Origin of the sequence: Candidatus Clostridium eludens, assembly GCF_045310515.1 — a bacterium.
Lineage (GTDB): Bacteria > Bacillota > Clostridia > Clostridiales > Clostridiaceae > Clostridium_B > Clostridium_B eludens.
Map to the genome: position 1 here is coordinate 93,178 of NZ_JBJHZX010000001.1, position 22,728 is coordinate 115,905.

The following is a 22,728-nucleotide window of genomic DNA, read 5'->3' on the forward strand; positions in this document are numbered from 1 at the left end:
TAAAACATGTATTTGGGCATAGTGACTTAACAGCAATATGACTCAGCAGTCATATTATATGACTGTTGAGCCACATTGTCAATACCTTATTATCAACGGCCTGTAAACCCTGAAGAACAGCCCTTTCAATATCTTTAACATAATAAAATCCCACCCGATAAATTATATCACTTTCCAATCTCATAGGGGTCACCTTTAGTTCCTTCACCGCTGCCTGGAATTGTTTTAGATTTTAAATATAGAGCAGGTGCTACTCCACCAGTGCCATTATATGCATCGTCACCGTATACAGCATCTTGTCCAACCGCCCTTACTATATCAGAATAACTTGCAAAAGGTGTACGCAGCCAGTACCATGAAATAGTATCATCATTTACAGCAGTTTTTTGATACTCCCACCCTCTATCATAAACAAAATTTTTTATTTCTTTTGTAGAAAGCAAAAATACTTTATCTGTGACATTTTTATAATAACTAGAATCATAATTTTTTACACAATCTTGAATTTTAGTATTATATTCGTAGGATTCTGTTCCTCCGTCCATTACAACTTTATCTATATTGGCAAGTATAGATTTATGAGTTACTTCCTTTATAAAACCTCTTTCTTTGTCTGTAAAACTATACAAAAACCCCGGCTCTCTATCATAAAAACTATACAATACATCTTCTTTATCTGGCACTTGATGGCTATACTTTACTTCTTTATCATAAGAATTAAGCCATTCCCGTAGATTAGATTTCTCCCAGTAATTACTTCCAAATCCTATTCTATCTGCATCTCCCCTTCCATCTGCCTCATCTCCCCTGGCATCAAAAGCTTTAAAACAGATTATTTTCTCTGAAAAAAGCATGTACCCATTTACATCTTTATTTATTACCCTCCATAGTATAGATTTACCATTATATCTTCCAAATTCAATATAGTCTCCAATATTTATTGACAAATTTTCATTCTTTTTCTGATTATTGATAAAAAAATATACACCTGATAATATAATAACTCCAATAACAACATAAAGGAGCCTATACTTAATTCTTTTAGGTGTCTTAGCTTTACTCATTTCATTTTTTTCTAAATTTGATACAATATTATTTTTTACAGTTTCAGGGGATGTTAAAGCATATGTTCCTCCACACTTAAAATCTATGGCTTTAAGCCAGGTTTCCATAGCCCACAGGGCATCTTCTTTAGTTAAGCCAAAATTATTATGGAGCTTATTTACTAGTTCTTTGCAAGTGTACTGGTCAATTTGCTTTTTAGTACCATTTAAAAATTCAGAAATGATACCCGTATCCAAAACTTTAATCAAAATTCTAATTTCTCTTTCATTATTACTACATAAATCTAGTAATAAACCTAGTAATCTTAATCTATTATTACAAAGCTCCATGCCATAATCCATAATTAAATTTTTTAATACTATTTCCACATTTTCCTTCATTTTAAAATCCCCCCTCCCCCATCTATATAGATATTATTTTGAAAGAATACTATCTATTTGCCTAATAGACTCCTCGTCCTTTAATCTAAATTTAAATATTACCCTTCTTGATTTCTCCTGATTAATACTTCCATCGGAATTTTTGATTAAGTCACTATCCGATTTGCCATTGGCAGTAATAATATTTTTTAAGGTCTTCTTACTATAGCTGTCTAAATTTTTAAAATTGTTATTCAATATGTAGCTTACTATACTATTTGCTCTCTTCTGTGATAGGTCCATATTATAATTATAATCTCCTACATCATCGGTATGTCCCTCAACAACTATTTCAGAAACTGAACTTATATATTTAGGTGAAGTAAGCACATTAATATACTGCGGTATAAATTTATCAAGACTAGCCTTAAATTCAGGTCTTATATCGGCTTTGTTAAATTCAAAAAGCACATCACTGCTAAATACAATATCTCCTGTATTTTTATCTATATTAATATTCAACCCAGCACTTTTAAAAGATTTTCTTATATCTTCAATAATACTTTGTCTTATTCCAATTATCTTTTCTACTTGTAATTGTAATTTATTCAATTCAGCTTTTTGTGCATCTAGCTGGGCATGTTTTACAGCATTAGTATAGACGAAAAATAATAGTATAAATAATAATATGGTACTTAAAAGATCTGTAAATATACGCCATATATTGCCATCATCTCTTGATGTTCTTATTATTCTGCTGTATCTGTGAAACATCCTATTACATCCCCTCATACCTAAGTTTTTCATTGCATATACTTTACTTGCACCTATTTTTTATAGTCTTTATTAAAATATTCCATTTTATCAACTATATTATTTAAAATATTCTCATGTCTACTTTGGTACTCTTTCATGTCCCTATATATCTGTGCAAATATTTCACTTTTTTGCTCATTATATGCCTTCATATAAATTTTAAATTCATCTGTGTATTTTTTCATCGTATGGAAACTATTTATGATCTGCTGCTGATGATTTTGTATATTGTCTAAATGAATTGTGAAAAATTTAGAATTCTCAGATATATGGTTTATATATATCCCTAACTTATCAGTTTGATTTGTGTATTCCCTAATCATATCTATATATTTTTCCTTCATATTTTCATGAAAATTTTTCATTTCCTCTAGAAAGCTTTTTTGGTTATGACCTAAATCGTCAAGAGAAGAATAAAAATTATCAGTTAACTTATCCAACTTATCATATATATCCTTATAGCTTTTCTCCACCTTTTTTTGTCCAGTATTAATATCTTTAACACAACTGTCTAAAATATCAAATTTTCTATCTAAACTATTCATGCTTTTATTAAAAGTTCCCATAAGTTTATTAAAACCCTTAAAAATCAAATCAAATCCATCTACAGACTCTTTCAAACTTTTATTAAAGCTTGTCATGTACTTAATAGATTTTTCAAATTCCTCTGGAAAATCAGAAAACTTTTGCACAAATTCATAAACTCTTTCTATAGCATCTAAAGACTTATTCATAGTCTCGTTAGAAACCCTACTAAATTCATTTATAGTCTCACTGTTTGAAGTACCCAATTTCTCAACAGCTACTTCTATCCTTTGGAAAAGCTCTCTTGAATTATATTTACGTATTTTATTATCCATATAATTTTCCAGCTTGGCCATGATATTCATTAATAATTGTTCTGTATCAAATATTCTTGTAATAAATGTCAGTATTAATGAAAATACAATGCCTACTATGCTGGCATAAAAGGCTACCCCCATACCTGATAATATAGGACTTATATTGTCAACAGTAAATGTTCCTGTCCTAAGGGAGTTCAAAGATATGGTAAGTCCCGTAAATGTTCCCAAAACTCCCATAACAATGAATGCAGATATGGTCATATGAACTATACGTATAATATTTATTATAGGAATGTCCAATTTATTGAATATTCTATTAGTTGACATATATTTATAATTTGAGAAATAAGCTTCTATATAGGACTGAGTATTAATATAATCAGATTCTTTTACCATATCACTATAGCCTTTTATTAGATCCTCCACCCCATGAAAAGATTTTTCATCAATATTTTTATCTATATCCTTTAAACATCTGTAAACTATTCTATAAAAAACTATATCCAGTGAAAACATTATAACTTCTATAAAAAAAATTGTAGTACTAACATTACTACTAAATATGCCCTTTATAAAAGCAATCATACCTGTCATTAAACTCCCTCCTTCAAAGCTGGTATTATTTATTTTCAGATACCTTAAGTATAATCCCTCCATTTATTCTCTTATTTGAAATTTCACTTATTGATTTTATTTTTTTATTATAGTTTTCTATGAACTTATCTTTTACATGGGTTATACAGTTTATGGCCTGTACTGATATACTTTCAACTATATGTTCTTTTTGTACTACTCCTTTAGGTTTTCTGGATACATCATCAATAAACCTGCACATACACGCTTCATCTACATCATAACCAATTGTAATGACATCTTTATAAGCACTTTTCCCCACAAAACTATTCAGCAACTTGTCTAATGCTCCATTATAGTCATCTGTGGGCATTCCATCAGTTATAAGAAATATTACAGGTAGTAAAGTTTTACCATGTACCTTTAATTCATTTAACTCATTAGAAACCAAATTAATTGCATCACCCATAGATGTTATACCTGCTGCCTTTATATTTTCATAGCTGCTGTCATCTATTTCATCCCCTGATCTAACGCACCACGCAGCAGTATCAGAAAATTTTATAATGCCAAAATTTACAGTAGTATTATACAATCTGCATTTCTCCTCTATATGTGGTATTACTAATTTTATTCCTTTTTTAACATAGCCTAATCTATTATCAATATTCATAGAACCAGAGCAGTCCACCAGCCAAATAAAATAAAGAGATTTTTCTGAATTAGCTGTAGAAATGCAAATTTCTTTATTTAATTCTATTCTGTTTTTCAGATAAGCAGCATAAATAGCAGCTCCATTTGCTACAATCTCCTGATGGTTTATATTTGCATAAACTTTTCTTTTTCCTATAGTATCTTCTATAATATTGTCTATCTTTTTTATTTTACTTGAACCACCTATTTTAATTACTCTATGAATGTCTTCTTTAGAAATTCTTGATAAACTAATAGTATGTTCTAGCATTTCCTTTATTTTTACCATGTGACTCTCAAGACAATTATTTAGCTCCTCTAATGTAAGTGTAGAATCTAAAAAGTTTCCTGGAGGAAGATTATAGACCTTTATATATGCAACTTCACTATCATATGAAAGTATCTCTTTAGCTTTCACTACCTGTTCCATCAAGTTTCTCCTGCACAAAGAAGATGTTCTATTATCATAATTATTCAAATCAATTTTTTCTTTCTTAAGAATATACCTGTACAGCTCCTCATCAAAATCCAAACCGCCTAACCTACTATTCTCCTGTGCAGCTAATATATTGAAATGGATTTTATCCTTTGTTTCTATAAGTTTAAAAATAGTTACATCAAAGGTTCCTCCACCTAAATCAAAAACAAGTATGTTTTCCTCTCTGTCTCTGTTCATAGGTATATGCAATCCATAAGCTAAAGCCGCTGCTATAGGTTCTTCAATTGTTCCAATCAATTCAATACCTGCTAATTTTGCAGCTTCTTTTATTTTATTACACTGTATATGATTAAAATAACAGGGTAATGCAATTACTGTGCCTTCACATTTAAATTTGTCTTCTGGTACAGTAGTTTTAATATTATTATAAATATATTTTAAAATAACAGAACATATATCTATAGGTGTAAATTGTTTATTACCTAAAAAAATTTTATTATCCTCATCACCTATTATTCTTTTAACTCCATAAAAACAATTTTCAGTATGAAATACTCCTTTTGTTAGTGCCGCAGTTCCTACATCAAATTTATCATGTTCAAAATAGACTACTGAAGGAATTGCATACTCTCCTTTCACCCCATATATCTCTGCCTTTTCTCCATCCCACTTTGACGCAGAGCTGTATGCGGTTCCAAAATCAATACCTATAACCGGATGATGCTGACAATCATAATACAAATCTCACATCTCCTTTATTTATTGTTTTATAATATTAATATAATTTTAAAACCTCAGTTTTTCTTATTTCACTTTCTTTTTGTTCTACGGTTACAGTAACAATCTGATCTTCTTTAACTTCAAAAGTTATATTTATTTCAAGGGTACGCTTAGGTGACGGGATAAGTCCTGAAATGTGAACTGTACCTACATGAGCATTTTCTTTTGCAATCTTATGGTTTCCCTGATAAACCTGTACATCTATTTCTGTACAATTATCTTCATCCGTATAAAAAGTCAGGGTTTTCTTAGCAGGAGTTTTTCTATTTTCATGAATTAATACAACAAATCTCCCTCTGGCATCTTCAACACCCAGTGCATGTGCAGTTGCTGGAATAATCACTATTTTCTTTTTGGTGTTTAAATTTTCTGTAAGATATGCCGCATATATAGCTGCCCCTTGAGAAACGCATAAACTAGGATCAATATCCGAATAAACCTTACCTTTTCCAACTATATCATTTAATAAATTATCAAATATAGGAATCTTACTGGAACCTCCAACTTTTATAACTTTATCAATCTCCTCAGGCTTTATATTGGCGGCATTTAATGTATTTTTAATTATATTCTTCACCTTCTCATAATAGCTCTGTATCACATCTTCAAATTCATCTCTGGTAAAATTTCTATCAATATTTACCCCAGGTATAACATTAAGAACTGCCATATAAGTATTATCTGTAAAACTCAATGTTTCCTTAGTTTTTATAACTTCTGCCATAAGTGCCTGTTTTCCTCTTTTTCTTAATCTCTCATTAGGTTCAGATTGAAAATCGATACCTTCAGTTTCTATAATATACTTTAAAACAGCATTATCAAAATCCATACCTCCAAGCCTATCATCCCCTCCAATTCCAAGCACTTCAAAAATTAAATTTTCCCGGTCTTCTTTTAATCTAAAAATTGTCAGATCAAAAGTTCCTCCTCCCAAATCAAAGACAAGTATATTTTCTTCTTTCATAGTATTTTCATTACTATGAAGACATCCATAGGCCAGAGCTGCAGCTATAGGTTCTTGGATTATACCCACAAGGTTTAATCCAGCTTTTTTAGCCGCTTGAGAAGTATTTTCCAATTGATTGGCTTTAAAATAATAAGGCACAGTAACTACTACTCCAGAAGCATTATATACCCCTTGCGGAAACATATTCTGTACACTTGTATATATATATTTTAATATCATGGCTGAAACATCTATAGGTGAAAATTGTCTATCTCCAAACTTTATTTTTGTGTCTTTGTTATCCATTAATCTTTTTACACCAATACAAACATTTGCAGGTTCAAAAATTCCACTGTTAAAAGCCACGGTATCATAAATAAATTCCTTGCTTCTTTCATCAAAATAAACTACTGATTGAAAAACATTACTTCCTCTTGGTGAATATGTTTGAACTGCTTGTCCTGTCCACGATGAAATAGCACTAAAAGTTGTTCCTAAATCAATTCCAATAACTGGTCTATTTTGACTGTCATAAGGCATTTTATTACTCTCCTTCCTAAATTAATTCTATATCTACTTATACATATATTTATATACTATTACCTCTGCAGGCCTTACTATATGTCTGTAATCGTCCATATATATGGTGTCTTTATAAATATATCCGTATTTAGTAATTTCATAAATTCTTCCATCAATATCACTATTATTAGTCTCTTGAACATCAAATACCTGATGAATCATATAATTATACATTTCAAATTTTTTCACATCAATTCTGCTTATATCCAGCTGTTTTAGCAAATCCTCCATTTTTTCTAACAACTTTTCATATACACCTTCTATAAGTTTGATAATCTCATCATTTTCTTCAGTTGAACTTACGTAATCAATTCCTGCTTTTATACCATCTATAATATTTAACAAATACACATTAACAAATTTAAAATAATCTTTAATCAGTTCATCCCGTTTATTTCTTATATTACATATATTATTATAGTTTTCATTTGCCACATGTTGAATTTGTAATAAATCTTTTTTTTCAATTTCATCAAATCTTATTAAAACAGGCATATTCATCACTAAAATGTTATGAAATATTTTACAATTTATATCCACTACATTATTTAACATTTTCAATACCATAGAAATACCTTTGATTTTTCCATCATAAAACTTCTTATTATTTTCCGTTACAAATACTTCTTCTAATTTTTTATACTGAGAATTGAAATCACTTATAATAATAGAAACTGATTCTAAACATCTTTCCACCTTTTCAGAAAACTTATTACATCTCTCAAACCATTCATAATATTCATTTTTCAATGTGTTAAATTGCTGAAAATCGTATTGAAATTGCTGCTTAAATTTTGCCGCTTCCTGACTTATATCATCCAATTTATTTAGCCTCCCATCATTTTAGATTTAGCTATCCTTAAATACTTTTACTCTTTCACTACATTTAAAGTTATTTCTTCTTGTGAGCCCGTACTTACAGAAGTGGCAGTTACCTTAACAATATTTTCTTCATTTACTTCAAATTTAACAACTATTTTTTCAGATCCCTTTGGGGCAGATGGAATATTACTTAATTTAAATTCTCCTATAAATACAGCCTTTTCTTTCCCTTCACTATTTTTTTCATTTACAAAAGATATATCTTCCGACGACTGGTATACATATATAGAAACTTCTGTCTGTTCATCTTTTTGAGTCCTATATTCTTTTTCTTTAATTACTGAGGCTTTTCTAGGAATTTCAATACCTTTTTCTATTATCTTTGAAAATCCCATACCTTCTGTCATAATACCCAAATTATGAGTCACAATATTAAAGATATTACCTTCATCAGGCGTTCCCACAGAAGCTGCAAAAATTGCCGCCCCTTCTGCCACTATGGTAATAGGATTAAAATCACTATAAGGCTCCACCTTAAAAATTTCTTTAATTTTACTCTTAACTAAAGGAACCAATGATGAACCTCCAACTAGAATTACTTTATCAATATCTTCCATAGTGAGCTTTGCATTAAGGAGTGCTAATTTTACAGTTTCCCCTGTTTTATCAATCAAATCAGAAATAGCCTGTTCAAAAGCATCTTTAGCAATTTCCATATCCAGATGTAAAAGCTCACCCTCACCAGTTTGAATAATATTAGGAAAAAGCACACTTGTACTATTTTTAAAGCTTAATTCAATTTTTACATTTTCAGAGATTTCCTTTAATTTTTGCTTAGCAGCTTTCATTTTTTTCTTACTAATTCCCTGATCTTTTTCCATATCTAATAAATCAATACCATTATTTTTTGCTTTAAAATCTTCATTTATAATTTCCATAATACGTCTGTCAAAATCATCTCCACCAAGCTGTGCTATACCCTCTTTAGATAAAATTTTATATTTATCTCTATCCATAGTATTTTTTTTAGTCTGTACCTTTATTACACAAACATCAAAAGTTCCACCCCCCAAGTCATAAACCAAAACATTTTGATCTTTATTTGAATCAAAGCCATACATAATTGCTGCCGCCACAGGTTCTTCTAACAAGCTTAATACATTTAGGCCTGCCATTTCTGCAGCCTTTTTCGTGGCAATCTTTGCATTATCCGTAAAATTTGCCGGAACACAAATTACTGCATCATATAGGCTTCCCTCAGGTTCAAAATCTTTCTGATTATATGCTGCATCCACAATTTTAGAAAGAATTTCAGAGGCTATTTGTTCTGGAGTATAGGTTTCTTCTAAGATAGATACCTTATAACCCTCCTCCCCCATATGCCTCTTAATTGAACTGACTGTATTCACAGGATCAAGCACAGCCCTTCCCTTAGCCTCTTCGCCTACAAGCTTTGTATTCTTATCCATAAAAGACACTACTGAGGGCATGTACTCTTTTCCATTTATTTTTAATACCCTGGTTTTACCATTTATATATATTGAAGCTACCGAGGTTGAAGTACCTAGATCTATACCTAATTTATATTTACTATACTTTATTTCTAAACCTGCCATTTCTATTCTCCTCCTAAAAAATTATCATTTTGCCTTTATATCAATTTTTTTAGATTTAATTTTTTCACTTCTAATTAACTCTTCAGTTAAGTTCAAATCCAATTTTCCATTATTCTCAATGGCTCTATGAATAACCGGTATTGTATAACTATTATCCATTAATTCTACAGCAGTAAAATGGATTATATTATCATCATCCATTTCAAAAATAGCTCCTACAGCTACCTCTTCCTTTACAGGTTTAGTTATAGAAATTTTTAACTGTCCTATTTCTTCATCCTTTTTTAAATTTTTATCTTCACCTCTAAAAACCCTGAATGTAACAACTTCCTGATACTGGTCAACGGTATAAGCGATTAAGCCTGATTTGCATGGTATCAATGCATTTTTAGCTATAATCGGGCAAAATTCCAATATATTTTCATTATTTAGCAATGCCACACCATAACTAAAATTTACTTTTTCATCTAATATAAAATCTTCTTTAAATATATCTGAAATACTACTACTTTCTTCACTGGCTACAGAATTTGAAAGACTCAACGCTAGTATTGCAGCTCCATTTGATACTACTTCATCTACATTAGGTGCAGTAAACGGATCTCTCACTTCTTTTTTCAAGGTCTCTCTAATTATTGGATCCTTGGTAGCTCCTCCTACTAAAATTAATCTATCAATATCTTCCGCTGTCATATTGGCATCTTTTAATACAACCTTTACTTTTTCTATAGTTCTATCAACTAAGGGTTTTATTAAATCACAATATTCATCCCTTGATAATTCAAAATCCAAATGATAATCTTTTAAAATATTAGGAATAATAATTGAAGTATTTTCTCTTGATGATAGTTCAATTTTGGCATTTTCTGCAGCTTCTTTAATCTTCTGTCTTGCAGCCATATATTCTCTTTCTTTGCCAGCTTTAATATCAATTTTGATATCTTCTTTTATTCTTCCATATATCACATCACATATTTTTTCGTCAAAATCATCTCCACCAAGTCTGGCATCTCCATCAAGGGCAATAGCTTCAAATCTATTTCCTTTTATTTTCATTATTGAAACATCAAAAGTTCCACCTCCAAGATCATACACCATTATAATTTGATCTTTGTTTTGGTTTAGACCATAACTTACTGCAGCGGCAGATGGTTCTGCCATTAATCTAAGTACATTAAATCCTGCTTTCCTGCCTGCATTTTTTGTAGCTTTTCTCTGTTCCGATGTAAAATATGCAGGTGTAGTTATTACTGCATCAGTAATCTTTTCACCTAGTGTAAATTCTGCTTTTTCCTTTATAGCCTTTAGGATTTCACAGGCTGCATCCTGAGGAGTCATTTTCTGCTTTCCTATAATATAAATAGCCTCCTTTCCCATATCCCTTTTTGTTGAACCTACAGTATTTAAAGGATCCATTAGCAATTTAGCTTTTGCGGGATATCCTGTAATAATTTTACCATTATTAATTGATATTACAGAAGGAAAGGTATTTTTACCATCTAAAAGTATTGTTTCTACCCTTCCTCTCTTAACATAAGAAATAACCGAATTGGTGGTACCTAAATCAATGCCTACAACTATTGACATATTTGAGGTCTCCTTTCTATCTATAAAAATTTAAATTTCAGAGGAAAAATAATGACAATATTATCAATAACAAACTGTTAAGGACTATATTGTCATGTTTATACACAATGTGTAGTTTTGTAAAGACATTACAAATGAAATATTTTTGTAATTAAAGGTAAATAAACCTGGTTTATAAAAATAAAAACGACAAAACCGAAAATTGCCCCAATTATACAACCATTAATACGTATCCAATTTAATTCATTACCAGCTTTTAGCTGAATAAAATTATTTAGTGTTTCATCTGTCATATTATTTAATACTTTTTTTATAATGGTACCAATAATACCATAGCTTGATTTGACTAATTTATAAATTACTTCTTTTATATGTTTTTCAATTACACTTTTAAATTCATCATCATTTTTGAAATTTTCCCAGTAATTATGAAGTTCATCCTTTGCCCAATCAATTAGAGGTAGTATATTATGCACATACAATTGAGTTTTTTCACTGGGTTTATGTTGTTCCTGTAATACCTCTTTTTTAATTTCATATTTTAAAGCAGCAAAAATACTTTCTATAATTTCTCCCAATTCTTCCTGTACTGTAATTTTGGCTATGGTATCTTGTTTCCATCTCTCAATGTCATTTATTAACTTTTCATCTTTATGAAGTTTTTCTATTGTAGTTTCAATTTTATTTATAAATTCAATATGAATTGGCTGCTCCTCATCTTTTAATTTATTAAGCATTTCTGCTATCTGCTCCTGAATTGAAAAAGCAATATCATCTACATTTATAGTATTAGTCCCTCTAGCTACCCCTAAAGCAAGTTCCATAAGAACTTTTTTGAATCTCCCTACCTTATTTATGTTATCTTTTATAATCTTATTTATGATTTTACTAATTTCTTGTTTTGTTTTTTCTTTTTTTATTTTAACAGCTAACTCTTCCACTAAAGCTTTAAATAACATTTTACAATATTCATTTTTTATTGCAAATTCAAGAATTTTACTAAAGTATAAGGATAGATTGCCATCCCTTAAGTTATCTTTGAATTTTTTTTCTATAAATAACGCTGTAGTAGAAGCATCAATACTTCCAATAATATTTTCAATAAATTTCTCTAACTGAATATAAAAAACAGCTCTATTTGCAGCACTGTCTTCCACAAATTCAATTATACTATTAACAATATCTAATTGATCTATTTTTTCTTTTAATATTTTCTTACTAAAAAGTTCATTCTCTACCATATCCACTATTGCATTTACAACTTTAACCCTATTTCTGGGTATTACAGCAGTATGCCATGAAAATCCTAATGGTTTTTCAAATAAGGCAGTCACAGCAAACCAATCAGCAATACTACCAACTAAAGCTGCTTCAATAACAAAGTTGAACATTTTCACATAAAAATTATTATCAAAATGCATCTTTAATAAAACACTTATACAAAAAGTAATAAATAAAATTATCAACAATCTATCGGCTATTTTCTTATTTTTCATTTTATTTCTCCTATTTAATGTCTAAAACATATTGCCTAAAAGAAAAAGCAAAATCCCTACCAATCCACCTACTATAGAGCCATTAATTCTAATTAACTGTAAATCATTCCCCGCTTTTGATTCAATTAAATCTATAAGCATATCATCTGAATATCTGTTTAGATTTTCCCTAATAACTTTACCAATACCATAATGAAAATTGTCAATAAATTTATTTAATATTTTTTTTATGTAAATGTCTAATTTTTTCTGCATATCAGTACTATCACTAAACTTACAAATAAAATTATAAATTTCATTTTCTATTTTACATATAATATCATTTATTATTTTATTTTCTCCCAATTGTTTATCTGCAGAGTCATTCAATCCTTGTTTTATATGCTCACTAATATTATCATTTTTAAATTGCTTTGTTTTCCACGCCTCAAATCTTTCTTCTATATTCTTATCTGCAGCTACAGCATTTAATTTAACAGGAAGCCATTGTTTAAATTTAATCCTTTCTGGGTTATCCAATTTCTTAATATCATTTAAATAATCCACCAATTTTTTTTGAATTACCACCGATATTTTATCGGTTGATAAATCAAATATGAAATCCAATACAACTGTGTTAACCATTGCCCTGCCTGCAGCACCTTTTTCATATGAAGTTTTTGTTTTATGGACAAGTTCTGTAAGTATAAGATTAAAATTCTCTGTTTTTATAACTAACTGCAACTCTTCAAGTATAAAATTAATAATTTTGTCTCCGCAACCGTTTTTAACTGAAATTTCTATAGAAGAAATTATTGCTTTCCATAGATTAAATTGAGTCAGTTTATTTATAAATAAATTAGATGTAATATTTTCATTTTGATTATTATATTTATTTATACTTTCTTCTATTACCAGTCTAGCTATCTTTTCAATATCTTTATGTCCATTCTCCTTTAAAAGAAATTTTAAAATTAACTTTGAAGTATCGTATTCTGATAAAAAACTTTTTAAATATTCCTTTGATAATAGTTCTTCTGTAACCATATTAATTAAACCATCAAATATTTTTTCTCTATTTTTAGGTATTATTTCTGTCTTAAATGGAACTCCAAGAGGTTTTTTAAACAATGCAGTAATACCATACCAGTCAGCAAAACCACCAATCATAGAAGCACAAAAAGCACTGCTTATTAATCCTCCCCAAAAAGTTTTATAAAAGGGACAACTTGCTAAATATCCAACAGTAACTACAACCAATATTATTGTTGCTTTGTAGCGATTCATTCTAAATAACCTACTTTCATGCTTTTTAATTATCTCCACCTTTTAAAAACATTTCCTACATTGTAATTATAACAAATAAATCAATACAATATAACACTAAATCTATATCTAATAGTTTTTGTAACAATTCATACAATTATTTACAAACAATTCTTTTTATGGTATTATAAATAAAAAAGAATAGGTGCTATAAGTGGAGTCTTGTGAATCTGTGGAAATGCGTTCCCTTGAAATAATTTTTCATTCCTCCCGGCCACCTTTCTTTTTTTATAACATATTTTTAAATAAAACTCACACTCTCCCTACAGCTTAACCCCACTTCAACTAAAATTCTATTTTAAGTTTAACATTATCCATGAAGTTATCAGTATTTAATAAAAATAATTGGGAATATTAATTTTAGTAGTTATTTTTATATTTGGAGGTTATATGAATGGGAAACACTACAAAAACACCATTAGTTTCATCAGAAATATCAGGTATTTGGAACTCTTATATGGGTGAGAATTTAGTTATGCAGTTGCTTAAATATTTTTATAATAGAGTTGATGATAATGAAATTCGTGATATTTTACAGCACTCTCTAAATTTGTCTAATGAGCGTATTAAAATATTAACTAATTTATTTAATGAAGAAAGACTACCTTTACCAGAAGGTTTCTCAGATAACGATATTGATGTAAATGCTCCACGTTTATTCACCGACGCTCTCTACTTGCAGTATATAATATATAAAGCAAGAGCAGCCATTCGTAGTTACAGCGTGATTTTAAACCGTATAACACGTGCTGATATTAGAGATTATTTTTCAAAATGTATTGAAGAAAGTATAGACCTTTGTAACAAGTCCGCGGAATTGAGCTTATCAAAGGGTATTTTTATTAAAGCACCTCATGTAGAAGTGTCTAAAGAAATTCAATATATAAAAAGTAAGAGCTTCATTTTAGATAGTTTCGGAAAAAAGAGAGGCTTATTGACAGATGAAATAAGCCACATTTTTTCTATCACCAATGATACAATGATAAGAAAAGCTTTACTAATTGGTTTTGGTCAGGTATGTGAAGACAGAAAAATTTCCAATTATATATCGAAAGTTATAGCTCTTGCAACTAAACAACATAATGATCTCACCTCACTTTTAATAGATGAAGGTATCCCAATTGGAAGTTCTTCAGACTCATATGTAACTGACTCCACAGTTTCGCCCTTTTCACATAAATTTATGTTGAGTAAAATTTTTATAATGTATAGAATAAAGATAGGTAGTATAGGCATGGCACTGGCCGATATAATGAGAAGTGATTTAAAAACTATTTACATGAAACACTTAAATGAAAATATAGAGTATTCTAAAGATGGGGTAGATATTATGATCGATAATAAATGGCTTGAGCAGCCTCCACAAGCAATAAATCATAAAAATCTGGCGAAAGTTTAATACTTTTAACTCTTATTCCAGCGGGGTAATTAGCTAATACTCCTATCTTCTTCAAAGTGGGAGATAAGCACTGCTGCCGCCTGGATAGGTTCTTCATGGGTTCAGATGGAGAAAAGCGTTTCTCATAAGTAAGCTCCACCTAAACCTAGGAAGAACTTGATTCACAATATACTAATTGATTGGTAACTATTCAGTCTTTATTTTCTTTTTCTAATTTTTTCTTCATTTCAATAAGTTCTTCATACATTTTAATTATGGTAATTTTATCATTATTTAATTTTAATACATTCTTTAACAAATCATCATATGATAAATTAGCATAACGTGTGTCTAGGGATCTACCATGAGCATCTCTTTCATAAACTTGTATTGACTTATTCAATATATTTCTTTTATTTGGATATTTATCATCAATCAAAGAAGATACATTGATTTCATGATTTTCAGAAGATACATTTTCAACTATATCACCAGTAAATATATCATCTTCTGTACTTTCTACATATCTATCGATTTCATGAGAGTTTAATACTTTATATATTGGTTTTCTGTTTTCTATATTATAATATCCGTTTTCATTACTAAAGATAAAGCCAACAATATTCAAATATTGCTCTCTTGTTAAATTAATAAATCTGCAGCCAAATGCATTATTTTCATATCTCAATATTCTGCAAAATATATAGTCTTTATTTATTTTCAATTTTATAATATCACCAATATCTAAATTACCTAGTTTATTATTACTAACACTAATATTTGCCCCTAAATCACTAATATCCTTAATAATACAATATAATGATTTTAAATCAGATAATATCAATGTACTATTCATATTTATAGCTTTTCGCTCAGATTTTCTATATCTGGGTTTTTCTAATGACAGTAACATAACCATCACTATACCTATTAGATTATAACTTGCCCACAGTATATTAATAATTAAAGATTCTTTAACTCCTAATGATTTTGTATTAATTATTTTATTTAAACTTATTCCAAATCCTAATATAGTTAAAATGAATAAAACGAATTGAGGTACTAATAAATCCCAACTCACAAATATATTCTTCTTTATATTTCCTTTTAAAGTTACATTGAATTTCAATTCCTTAGAAAAAACGAGTTCTGACAGTGATGCTAATGCTAAAAATGGAGCAGTAGCAACTTCATATATATGGGTAAGAATTAATGATCTATATTTTAATAAACTAGATTTAAACATTAAAATATATGCTAGATATGAGGGTACAAAAAATTGTAACAATTGCATTGTAGTAGCCTTTATTATCAATGTACCAAATAGTAAATATATTATTGGAGATAACGTATAAATTATCTTTAGCACACCTGAGTACCAGTATAAAATACCACTAAAATATAATAGTTTTTGAACAGGCGATAATCCTTTCATGGTTAATGGATTCCATTTTTTTGAAACTTGTATATTACCTCTACACCACCTTTTCCTTTGTTTGGCAAAATCTTTATAATATTCTGCAGATAATCCTATTGCCAATACTTCATTTACAAATATTGATTTATATCCTTTGGACTGTAATATCATCCTCGTGGCCATATCTTCAGTAATACTACCTATAGGTATACCTCCAATGTCATCTATGGCTCTTCTATTAAATAATGCATTTGTTCCAACATGAAACAATGCATTATATCTAGCTCTACCGGCCTGTACTTCTCTCATAAAAAAATCTTGTTCATTGGGTATTCTATCATTTAAATTTAAATTATATTGAAATGGATCAGGATTATAAAATACTTGCGGTGATTGAACAAATCCTACATTATCATCTTTAAAATATCCTACCATTTTTTCCAAATAGTTAGGTTTGGGTATCATATCTGCATCTAATACCGAAAATAATTGACTTTTACAATGATTTGATAAGGCATTATTAATATTCCCAGCTTTTGCAAAATCATTATTTTCCCTACTTACATAATGTATTTTAAAAAATCCAGCCAATTGTCCAATCTCTTCCCTATTGCCATCATCACAAAGATAAATGGTTAACAAATTAGTTGGATATTTAATATTTAATATTTAAGCATCCTGCAATAGTTTTTCGTAAAATATATGAAGGTTCATTATATGTCATAATTAGTAAGTCTATAGTTGGTAATTTGCTTAAATCACTCATCTTCATTTCTTTAAGTTCATACGGTTTATAAAATAATATACCGTACACTACCGATTGGAAAAAACCTATAACTTCACATGCTATTAGCATAATCCCCAAGGTCATACCTATTTTGCTAGTTGTAGGGATGGTATATTTAATTCTCCAGATTATATAGATTAAATTTAATGTAACAACTGTTAAAATAAATAATAATTTTATTTTTGGAAATCTCCTGGTTATGAAGTAAATAAGTAATATCATTATTATCTCAATATTAAATATATATATATTACTGCCTATACCGATATTTACCATATGATGATGAAACAAATATTGCATATTATGCAAAATGTTATAATTATAATTTATGCAAAAATATATTATTACTGCTGAAAATATACCTATAGTTAATAAAATGACATTATGAAGTACCTTTGTTCTTTTCATATTTACAACACCCCTTAGTTTAATAGCATACTCTTAATCAAATTTTTCAAAATTTTAATTAATTTTTTACTATTTTTCAAAATAGTAATGATTATGACATAATTCAACTTAATCTTACACTTTTAAAACTTAATGCTGTAACCGCAATATTGTTATTAAACTAAATAGACCTTATATAATTTATTTCTTTAGTTTATATCATATGTAAAAATTAAGGGGTATGTTAAATAAATGGCTCTAATATTGTAAACTTAAATTGTAAAAAATCTTTACAAATTATGCACAATTAATGTACTGCCATACTTTTAGTATGAAAAAAGTGTTTTCATTTAGTGTGCATTCTTTTACGAGAAAAGGATAGTTTAAGTAAAATAGGCGTTATAATTGTAGTCAATATTACAACAATTAAAGTTGGAAGAAATATTTCTTCTGAAATTATTCCTTTCTGGAGACCTATATTTGCAGTAATAATAGCCACTTCACCTCTTGAGATCATGCCAGTTCCAATTTGAATGGATTCGCTCTTACTCATTTTCAGAAGTCTCGCTGCACCACTACATCCTATTATTTTTCCAGCTACTGCTATAATAAACATAACTAAAGTAATAAAAATTACTCTCCAATTCATTCCTTGTAAATTTGCTTCAATTCCAACACTTGCAAAAAATATAAGAGATAAAAAGCCTGATGAAATTGCCTTGATATTTCTCTCTAAATATTCCCTATGCATAAATGATGAAATTATAAGTCCGGATATATATGCGCCTGTAATAGCTGCTATACCTAAAACTTCAGCAATATATGCTATTAATATGGCAAAGGCTATGGAAAATGTAAGGAATTCTCTTCCTGGTTTTATATAATTCTTGAATCTATTCATACATTTTGGTATATGTGCCACTGAAATTATAGAAAACACACAGAATAAAATTATTTTCACAAACACATATACAATTGATAACACACTTGAAATCTCAGTATTTGAACCGGAAGTTTGTGCTACTGCAAGAACTACAGATATAAGTACAAGTCCTAAAATATCATCTATTACCGCTGCTCCAAGAATGTTTATACCTGCTCTTGTATTGAGTTTTCCAAGTTCTTTGAGAGTTTCCGCTGTAATACTTACACTTGTAGCAGTTAAGATAACTCCTACAAATACATTTTCCCAAAAATTATTAAAAAACATATATACACCTAAAGTTCCCAAAATAAGAGGAAATATGATACCCCCGAGTGCAATCATAAATGCTGACAATCCAGCCTGTTTAAATTCTTCTACATTAGTTTCCAATCCTGCAAGAAACATAAGTAAAATTACTCCAAGATTTGAAAGCAATTTTATATTATCATCATAATGTACAATATTTAATACAACTGGTCCAAGTACCACACCAGCAACTAATGCCCCTAATACCTCTGGCATTTTCATCTTTCTGCTTACTATTCCTCCTATTTTCGTAAATACAAGTATTAATACAATATTTAATAATGTTTGTTCCATAACTACCTCCTAATCCAAAAAAATAATGGAAAGCCCTATAAAGGACTTTCCACCCTAAAAGTCATATTTATCTTGAAATCAAATTAAAATTTGTTCAACCGAAAATTATATAGTCATATTCTGTTATGTATATATCCTCATTACAATGATAACATATTTAAAAATATCTGGCAAACATGGACGAATCCCACTCAACATTCTATCATAGATACCCTATATTTACAGTTTATCTTATTTAAAAATTTTATAGAAATATTAGTTCTGTTGAAATATTCTTGTCACTTTCTCATCCTATCCACAAGTTATAAACAATTTATCCACAGCACTCTGTGGATAACTACTCTATTTTAAATTTATTGACCACATCATTTAAATGATAGGTACTTTGATTTATATTATCCAAATCTTCGTTTATTTGCCCGTTATACTGAAAATTCACAATTAAGTTCAATTACTACAAAAATTATAACATAATATTTAATATATACCCCTCTAAATAATGCTCACCTTACGTATAAATTTATATAATGGGGAAGGTGTCTCTTTTACTTCATTCCAAATAAATTCCTTATACTATAATTCTCCAATAAAAAATTAATATTAAATATGATTTTATAGGCCAGTTTTTTAAATTGGAGGTGATGATATGCTAAATCCAGGACAAATACTAGATGGAAAATACGAAATAATAAAAATTTTAGGACGAGGCGGTATGGGGATAGTTTACCTCTGCAAAAATAACCGGCTAGGAAATCTTTGGGCAATTAAGGAGATTAATAATCAGCGGAAGAAGCAAGTAGATTTTCTGGCTGAACCTAACATATTAAAAAATTTAAGTCATACAGGAATTGTACGGCTTACTGATATATTTTATGAATATGACAATTTATACATTGTGGAAGATTATATTGAAGGTAAGACATTAAAGGAATATATAGATACTAATGGTCCTCTCTCTTCGGAGCTATTGGAAGATATATCACTGCAACTGTGCATTATATTAGATTACCTGCATAGCTTTAATCCACCTATTATATATAGAGATTTAAAGCCCTCTAACATAATGATAACTCCTTACAACAAGGTAGTGCTTATTGACTTTGGAATAGCACGAATCTATAAAGAAAGCCAAGAAGGTGACACCGCTATTTTGGGTTCTAAAGGATATATAGCACCAGAACAGCTTGAGAATATTCAATCCAATGTCCAAACGGATATTTATTCTCTTGGTGCCACTATGTTTTCTATGATTACAGGCAAATCCATAAGCCTGCAAACAGAGCCTATGTTTAAGGAAAATTACCCTAAGTATGCAGCTAAGAATTTAGTTAAAGTTATTCAAAAGGCTTCAGCTATAGAACCTGGAAAACGTTATAGTAATGTAAAGCAGATAATATCTGCGCTTAATGCTACAACATCTGATGGAGAATACAACAAAACATTGTTGATGAAATCCCATGAATCTCCTGATGAAGCTACTAAGACAGTTCTAGTAGAGGGTAAAAAGATTAGCAAGAAAATTAAGTTAATCACAACAATAGTGCTGGCTTGTATAATGACCTTAGTTATTTTTTTAGTATTATCCATAAGTAATAAATCATCAGATAGAAAAGTCCTTGAACCTCCTCTTGCTCCTACAGCCTCTGAAAAAACCGAAGCACAACAGCAATTAAATAAGACTGGTGAAAAGTCCAATGAAGAATTGAAGAAGCAGGAAGAAGAGGAAAGAGGACAACTAAAAAGCCCCGAAGAGCAAAAGAGAGAAAGAAAAAAAGAATCAAAGAAGGACAAAGAAAAAGGAAAAGAAGCTAAACATAATAGCAATGGCAAAAGTTGAAATTGTATAAATTAGAAAAAGGGAATCTAAGGGGTTAGATGACCGGGAACGATTCCCTTTATATCATTATATGAATTAAAAAATTATCTATCAAAGGTAACAATATAAGTACTTATGTTATTCTTATTAAGACTATCAATGGAACTTCCATAAGTAAATGATAGTGAAGTACTTGTACTATCCCACGAAATGTTTGAGATACAAGGCTCTCTTGTGACTTTCTTTTCTTTTATATTGCCATCTTTATCTTTGATTTTAATTGTAATATAATTATTTTCTTCATTTTTATCTTTCAAATTAGATGCTTTTACTATTTCCTTTGTATCTCCTGTTTTAGTATCTATAACTTTAATATCTACATCAAGGTTATTGTTGTTTAAACTTGTCTGATTATTCTTATCCATATTCCTCTCAACATAAACAGCTTTACTTCCATCAGGTGATAGTACATAGTCAGAGGTAAGTGATCCCGAGGTTATTCTACCTTTAGGTAATTCAATATCTTGAAGTACCTTACCAGATTCATTCATAACAAGTGCTCCAAAAGTTCTATTTACATAAACTCCATCAACTGCATCACCATTGTTATTGTAGTTATCCATTATAATTGTCTTTCCCTTTTTATCTGCATGCAAAGAGTATTTATTGGCATAAATATCTTTTATCTCTTTAGTCTTGACATCCATGGAGCATACTTTCACACCCTCTTCTCCATTCTTATTTTGTGTATAATAAAATTTACCTTCTACGCTGCTTCCCAAATCCTTGATATCATCTACACCAGATATCCATGCATTATCGTATTTTTCGGCATTGTAACTTCCATCAACATATACCTTTCCAGTTGTATCGATTACTGTCCAATGAGTAAAATAATTCCCCAAAATTTTGTTATTACTTACCCATATAAACTGAGCATCACTGTTTAACTTTTCTGTATTTATATCTGTAATTTCACCTGTAGACAAATTTAATAATTTTACATTTTTGTGAAGTAAGTCTCCTGAAGCAAGAGCATCTTTCCACTCTTGACTTTCGATTTTGGGAATGTTTCTTGCTTCTGCATAAAGAACATATTTCTTATCTGGTGATACCCCTAAAAATTCATCTATATCTACATTCTTAAAATCTTTAGAGCTTTTTGTATTTAAATTATATATACTGCAATATCTTATGGTTCTAATGGAATCGGCATTTTTAAATTCACTTTTTCTAGTTAAGGTCAACACTTCATTTTCATTTATCCACGCAACACTCTCAATATTTTGATACTTGTCAATTTGATATCCATTTTCATTAACTTTGGCAGAAGGTTTATATTCCATTACCTTTATATCTTGGGTAGATTTAGCAAGAGTATGCTGAGTTAATTCAAATGTGCTTATACCTCCTGCTACTCCCACCGCTAAAACTACAAACAAGATTTTCTTACTCACCATTGAACTTTCCTCCTTTTTCTTGATAAATTCATAT

17 protein-coding genes and 1 other annotated feature are annotated in these 22,728 nt (G+C 29.3%); of the genes, 2 read left to right on the forward strand and 15 right to left on the reverse strand.

Annotation, left to right across the window (positions count from 1 at the left end):
• Positions 1 to 49: 49 nt before the first annotated feature.
• From ACJDU8_RS00395 to ACJDU8_RS00445, 11 genes are all read right to left on the reverse strand, one after another.
• Entirely contained in the window at positions 50 to 184 is a 135-nt protein-coding gene (locus tag ACJDU8_RS00395; RefSeq protein ID WP_406790177.1) for a hypothetical protein, read from the reverse strand.
• Positions 168 to 1,445, reverse strand: a complete 1,278-nt coding sequence (locus ACJDU8_RS00400) for a DUF6273 domain-containing protein (RefSeq protein ID WP_406790178.1) — start codon at positions 1,443 to 1,445, stop codon at positions 168 to 170. Before ACJDU8_RS00400 ends, ACJDU8_RS00395 begins: the two co-directional genes overlap by 17 nt.
• 33 nt (positions 1,446 to 1,478) lie before the next feature.
• Entirely contained in the window at positions 1,479 to 2,198 is a 720-nt protein-coding gene (locus ACJDU8_RS00405; protein ID WP_406790179.1) for an OmpA family protein, read from the reverse strand.
• Between the two features lie 53 nt (positions 2,199 to 2,251).
• On the reverse strand, positions 2,252 to 3,679 hold the full coding sequence (locus tag ACJDU8_RS00410) for a MotA/TolQ/ExbB proton channel family protein (RefSeq protein WP_406790180.1): 1,428 nt from the start codon (positions 3,677 to 3,679) through the stop codon (positions 2,252 to 2,254).
• Positions 3,680 to 3,704: 25 nt separating this feature from the next.
• Positions 3,705 to 5,531 (reverse strand): Hsp70 family protein, encoded by a 1,827-nt coding sequence (locus ACJDU8_RS00415; RefSeq protein WP_406790181.1) that lies wholly within the window; start codon positions 5,529 to 5,531, stop codon positions 3,705 to 3,707.
• 34 nt (positions 5,532 to 5,565) lie between these two features.
• A complete protein-coding gene (locus ACJDU8_RS00420; protein ID WP_406790182.1) occupies positions 5,566 to 7,056 on the reverse strand; it encodes an Hsp70 family protein in 1,491 nt (496 codons plus the stop codon).
• Positions 7,057 to 7,089: 33 nt separating this feature from the next.
• Positions 7,090 to 7,920 (reverse strand): nucleotide exchange factor GrpE, encoded by an 831-nt coding sequence (locus tag ACJDU8_RS00425; protein ID WP_406790183.1) that lies wholly within the window; start codon positions 7,918 to 7,920, stop codon positions 7,090 to 7,092.
• Positions 7,921 to 7,967: 47 nt separating this feature from the next.
• Positions 7,968 to 9,536 carry an Hsp70 family protein gene (locus ACJDU8_RS00430; protein WP_406790184.1) on the reverse strand — a complete coding sequence of 523 codons (1,569 nt, stop codon included), beginning with the start codon at positions 9,534 to 9,536 and terminating at the stop codon, positions 7,968 to 7,970.
• A gap of 24 nt (positions 9,537 to 9,560) precedes the next feature.
• Positions 9,561 to 11,123 carry an Hsp70 family protein gene (locus ACJDU8_RS00435; RefSeq protein WP_406790185.1) on the reverse strand — a complete coding sequence of 521 codons (1,563 nt, stop codon included), beginning with the start codon at positions 11,121 to 11,123 and terminating at the stop codon, positions 9,561 to 9,563.
• A 128-nt stretch (positions 11,124 to 11,251) separates the two neighbouring features.
• Positions 11,252 to 12,619 carry a DUF445 domain-containing protein gene (locus tag ACJDU8_RS00440; protein ID WP_406790186.1) on the reverse strand — a complete coding sequence of 456 codons (1,368 nt, stop codon included), beginning with the start codon at positions 12,617 to 12,619 and terminating at the stop codon, positions 11,252 to 11,254.
• Positions 12,620 to 12,640: 21 nt separating this feature from the next.
• Positions 12,641 to 13,885, reverse strand: a complete 1,245-nt coding sequence (locus ACJDU8_RS00445) for a DUF445 domain-containing protein (RefSeq protein ID WP_406790187.1) — start codon at positions 13,883 to 13,885, stop codon at positions 12,641 to 12,643.
• 433 nt (positions 13,886 to 14,318) lie between these two features.
• Between ACJDU8_RS00445 and ACJDU8_RS00450 the strand changes: the two genes are divergently transcribed.
• Positions 14,319 to 15,323, forward strand: coding sequence for a DUF3231 family protein (locus tag ACJDU8_RS00450; protein ID WP_406790188.1), 1,005 nt, complete (start codon positions 14,319 to 14,321; stop codon positions 15,321 to 15,323).
• A gap of 190 nt (positions 15,324 to 15,513) precedes the next feature.
• On the opposite strand, the gene ACJDU8_RS00455 is transcribed toward ACJDU8_RS00450, so the two are convergent.
• The 3 genes from ACJDU8_RS00455 to ACJDU8_RS00465 form a co-directional block, all read right to left on the reverse strand.
• Positions 15,514 to 17,361, reverse strand: coding sequence for a glycosyltransferase family 2 protein (locus ACJDU8_RS00455; RefSeq protein ID WP_406790189.1), 1,848 nt, complete (start codon positions 17,359 to 17,361; stop codon positions 15,514 to 15,516).
• Positions 17,362 to 17,374: 13 nt separating this feature from the next.
• The gene (locus ACJDU8_RS00460; RefSeq protein WP_406790190.1) at positions 17,375 to 17,914 is read right to left on the reverse strand and encodes a hypothetical protein; all 540 of its coding nucleotides are present in this window, start codon (positions 17,912 to 17,914) and stop codon (positions 17,375 to 17,377) included.
• A gap of 325 nt (positions 17,915 to 18,239) precedes the next feature.
• Positions 18,240 to 19,418: a cation:proton antiporter gene (locus ACJDU8_RS00465; RefSeq protein ID WP_406790191.1), complete on the reverse strand. Its 1,179-nt coding sequence runs from the start codon at positions 19,416 to 19,418 to the stop codon at positions 18,240 to 18,242.
• A gap of 43 nt (positions 19,419 to 19,461) precedes the next feature.
• Positions 19,462 to 19,518, reverse strand: a sequence feature (sodium ion sensor (DUF1646 type); this cis-regulatory element may regulate processes involved in with the transportation of sodium ions).
• 546 nt (positions 19,519 to 20,064) lie between these two features.
• On the opposite strand from ACJDU8_RS00465, the gene ACJDU8_RS00470 reads away from it, so the two are divergent.
• Complete coding sequence (locus tag ACJDU8_RS00470; protein WP_406790192.1) at positions 20,065 to 21,255, forward strand: serine/threonine-protein kinase; 1,191 nt, start codon at positions 20,065 to 20,067, stop codon at positions 21,253 to 21,255.
• Positions 21,256 to 21,338: 83 nt separating this feature from the next.
• Here the strand turns inward: ACJDU8_RS00470 and ACJDU8_RS00475 are convergent, their stop codons facing one another.
• Positions 21,339 to 22,694, reverse strand: a complete 1,356-nt coding sequence (locus ACJDU8_RS00475) for a hypothetical protein (RefSeq protein WP_406790193.1) — start codon at positions 22,692 to 22,694, stop codon at positions 21,339 to 21,341.
• Positions 22,695 to 22,728 lie beyond the last annotated feature (34 nt).

Coding starts and splice junctions, on each gene's coding strand:
- ACJDU8_RS00420 (WP_406790182.1), bottom strand. CDS start 7,056: ATGCCTTATGACAGTCAAAATAGACCAGTTATTGGAATTGATTTAGGA.
- ACJDU8_RS00440 (WP_406790186.1), bottom strand. CDS start 12,619: ATGAAAAATAAGAAAATAGCCGATAGATTGTTGATAATTTTATTTATT.
- ACJDU8_RS00450 (WP_406790188.1), top strand. CDS start 14,319: ATGGGAAACACTACAAAAACACCATTAGTTTCATCAGAAATATCAGGT.
- ACJDU8_RS00435 (WP_406790185.1), bottom strand. CDS start 11,123: ATGTCAATAGTTGTAGGCATTGATTTAGGTACCACCAATTCGGTTATT.
- ACJDU8_RS00460 (WP_406790190.1), bottom strand. CDS start 17,914: ATGAAAAGAACAAAGGTACTTCATAATGTCATTTTATTAACTATAGGT.
- ACJDU8_RS00400 (WP_406790178.1), bottom strand. CDS start 1,445: ATGAAGGAAAATGTGGAAATAGTATTAAAAAATTTAATTATGGATTAT.
- ACJDU8_RS00410 (WP_406790180.1), bottom strand. CDS start 3,679: ATGACAGGTATGATTGCTTTTATAAAGGGCATATTTAGTAGTAATGTT.
- ACJDU8_RS00445 (WP_406790187.1), bottom strand. CDS start 13,885: ATGAATCGCTACAAAGCAACAATAATATTGGTTGTAGTTACTGTTGGA.
- ACJDU8_RS00430 (WP_406790184.1), bottom strand. CDS start 9,536: ATGGCAGGTTTAGAAATAAAGTATAGTAAATATAAATTAGGTATAGAT.
- ACJDU8_RS00465 (WP_406790191.1), bottom strand. CDS start 19,418: ATGGAACAAACATTATTAAATATTGTATTAATACTTGTATTTACGAAA.
- ACJDU8_RS00470 (WP_406790192.1), top strand. CDS start 20,065: ATGCTAAATCCAGGACAAATACTAGATGGAAAATACGAAATAATAAAA.
- ACJDU8_RS00395 (WP_406790177.1), bottom strand. CDS start 184: ATGAGATTGGAAAGTGATATAATTTATCGGGTGGGATTTTATTATGTT.
- ACJDU8_RS00405 (WP_406790179.1), bottom strand. CDS start 2,198: ATGTTTCACAGATACAGCAGAATAATAAGAACATCAAGAGATGATGGC.
- ACJDU8_RS00475 (WP_406790193.1), bottom strand. CDS start 22,694: ATGGTGAGTAAGAAAATCTTGTTTGTAGTTTTAGCGGTGGGAGTAGCA.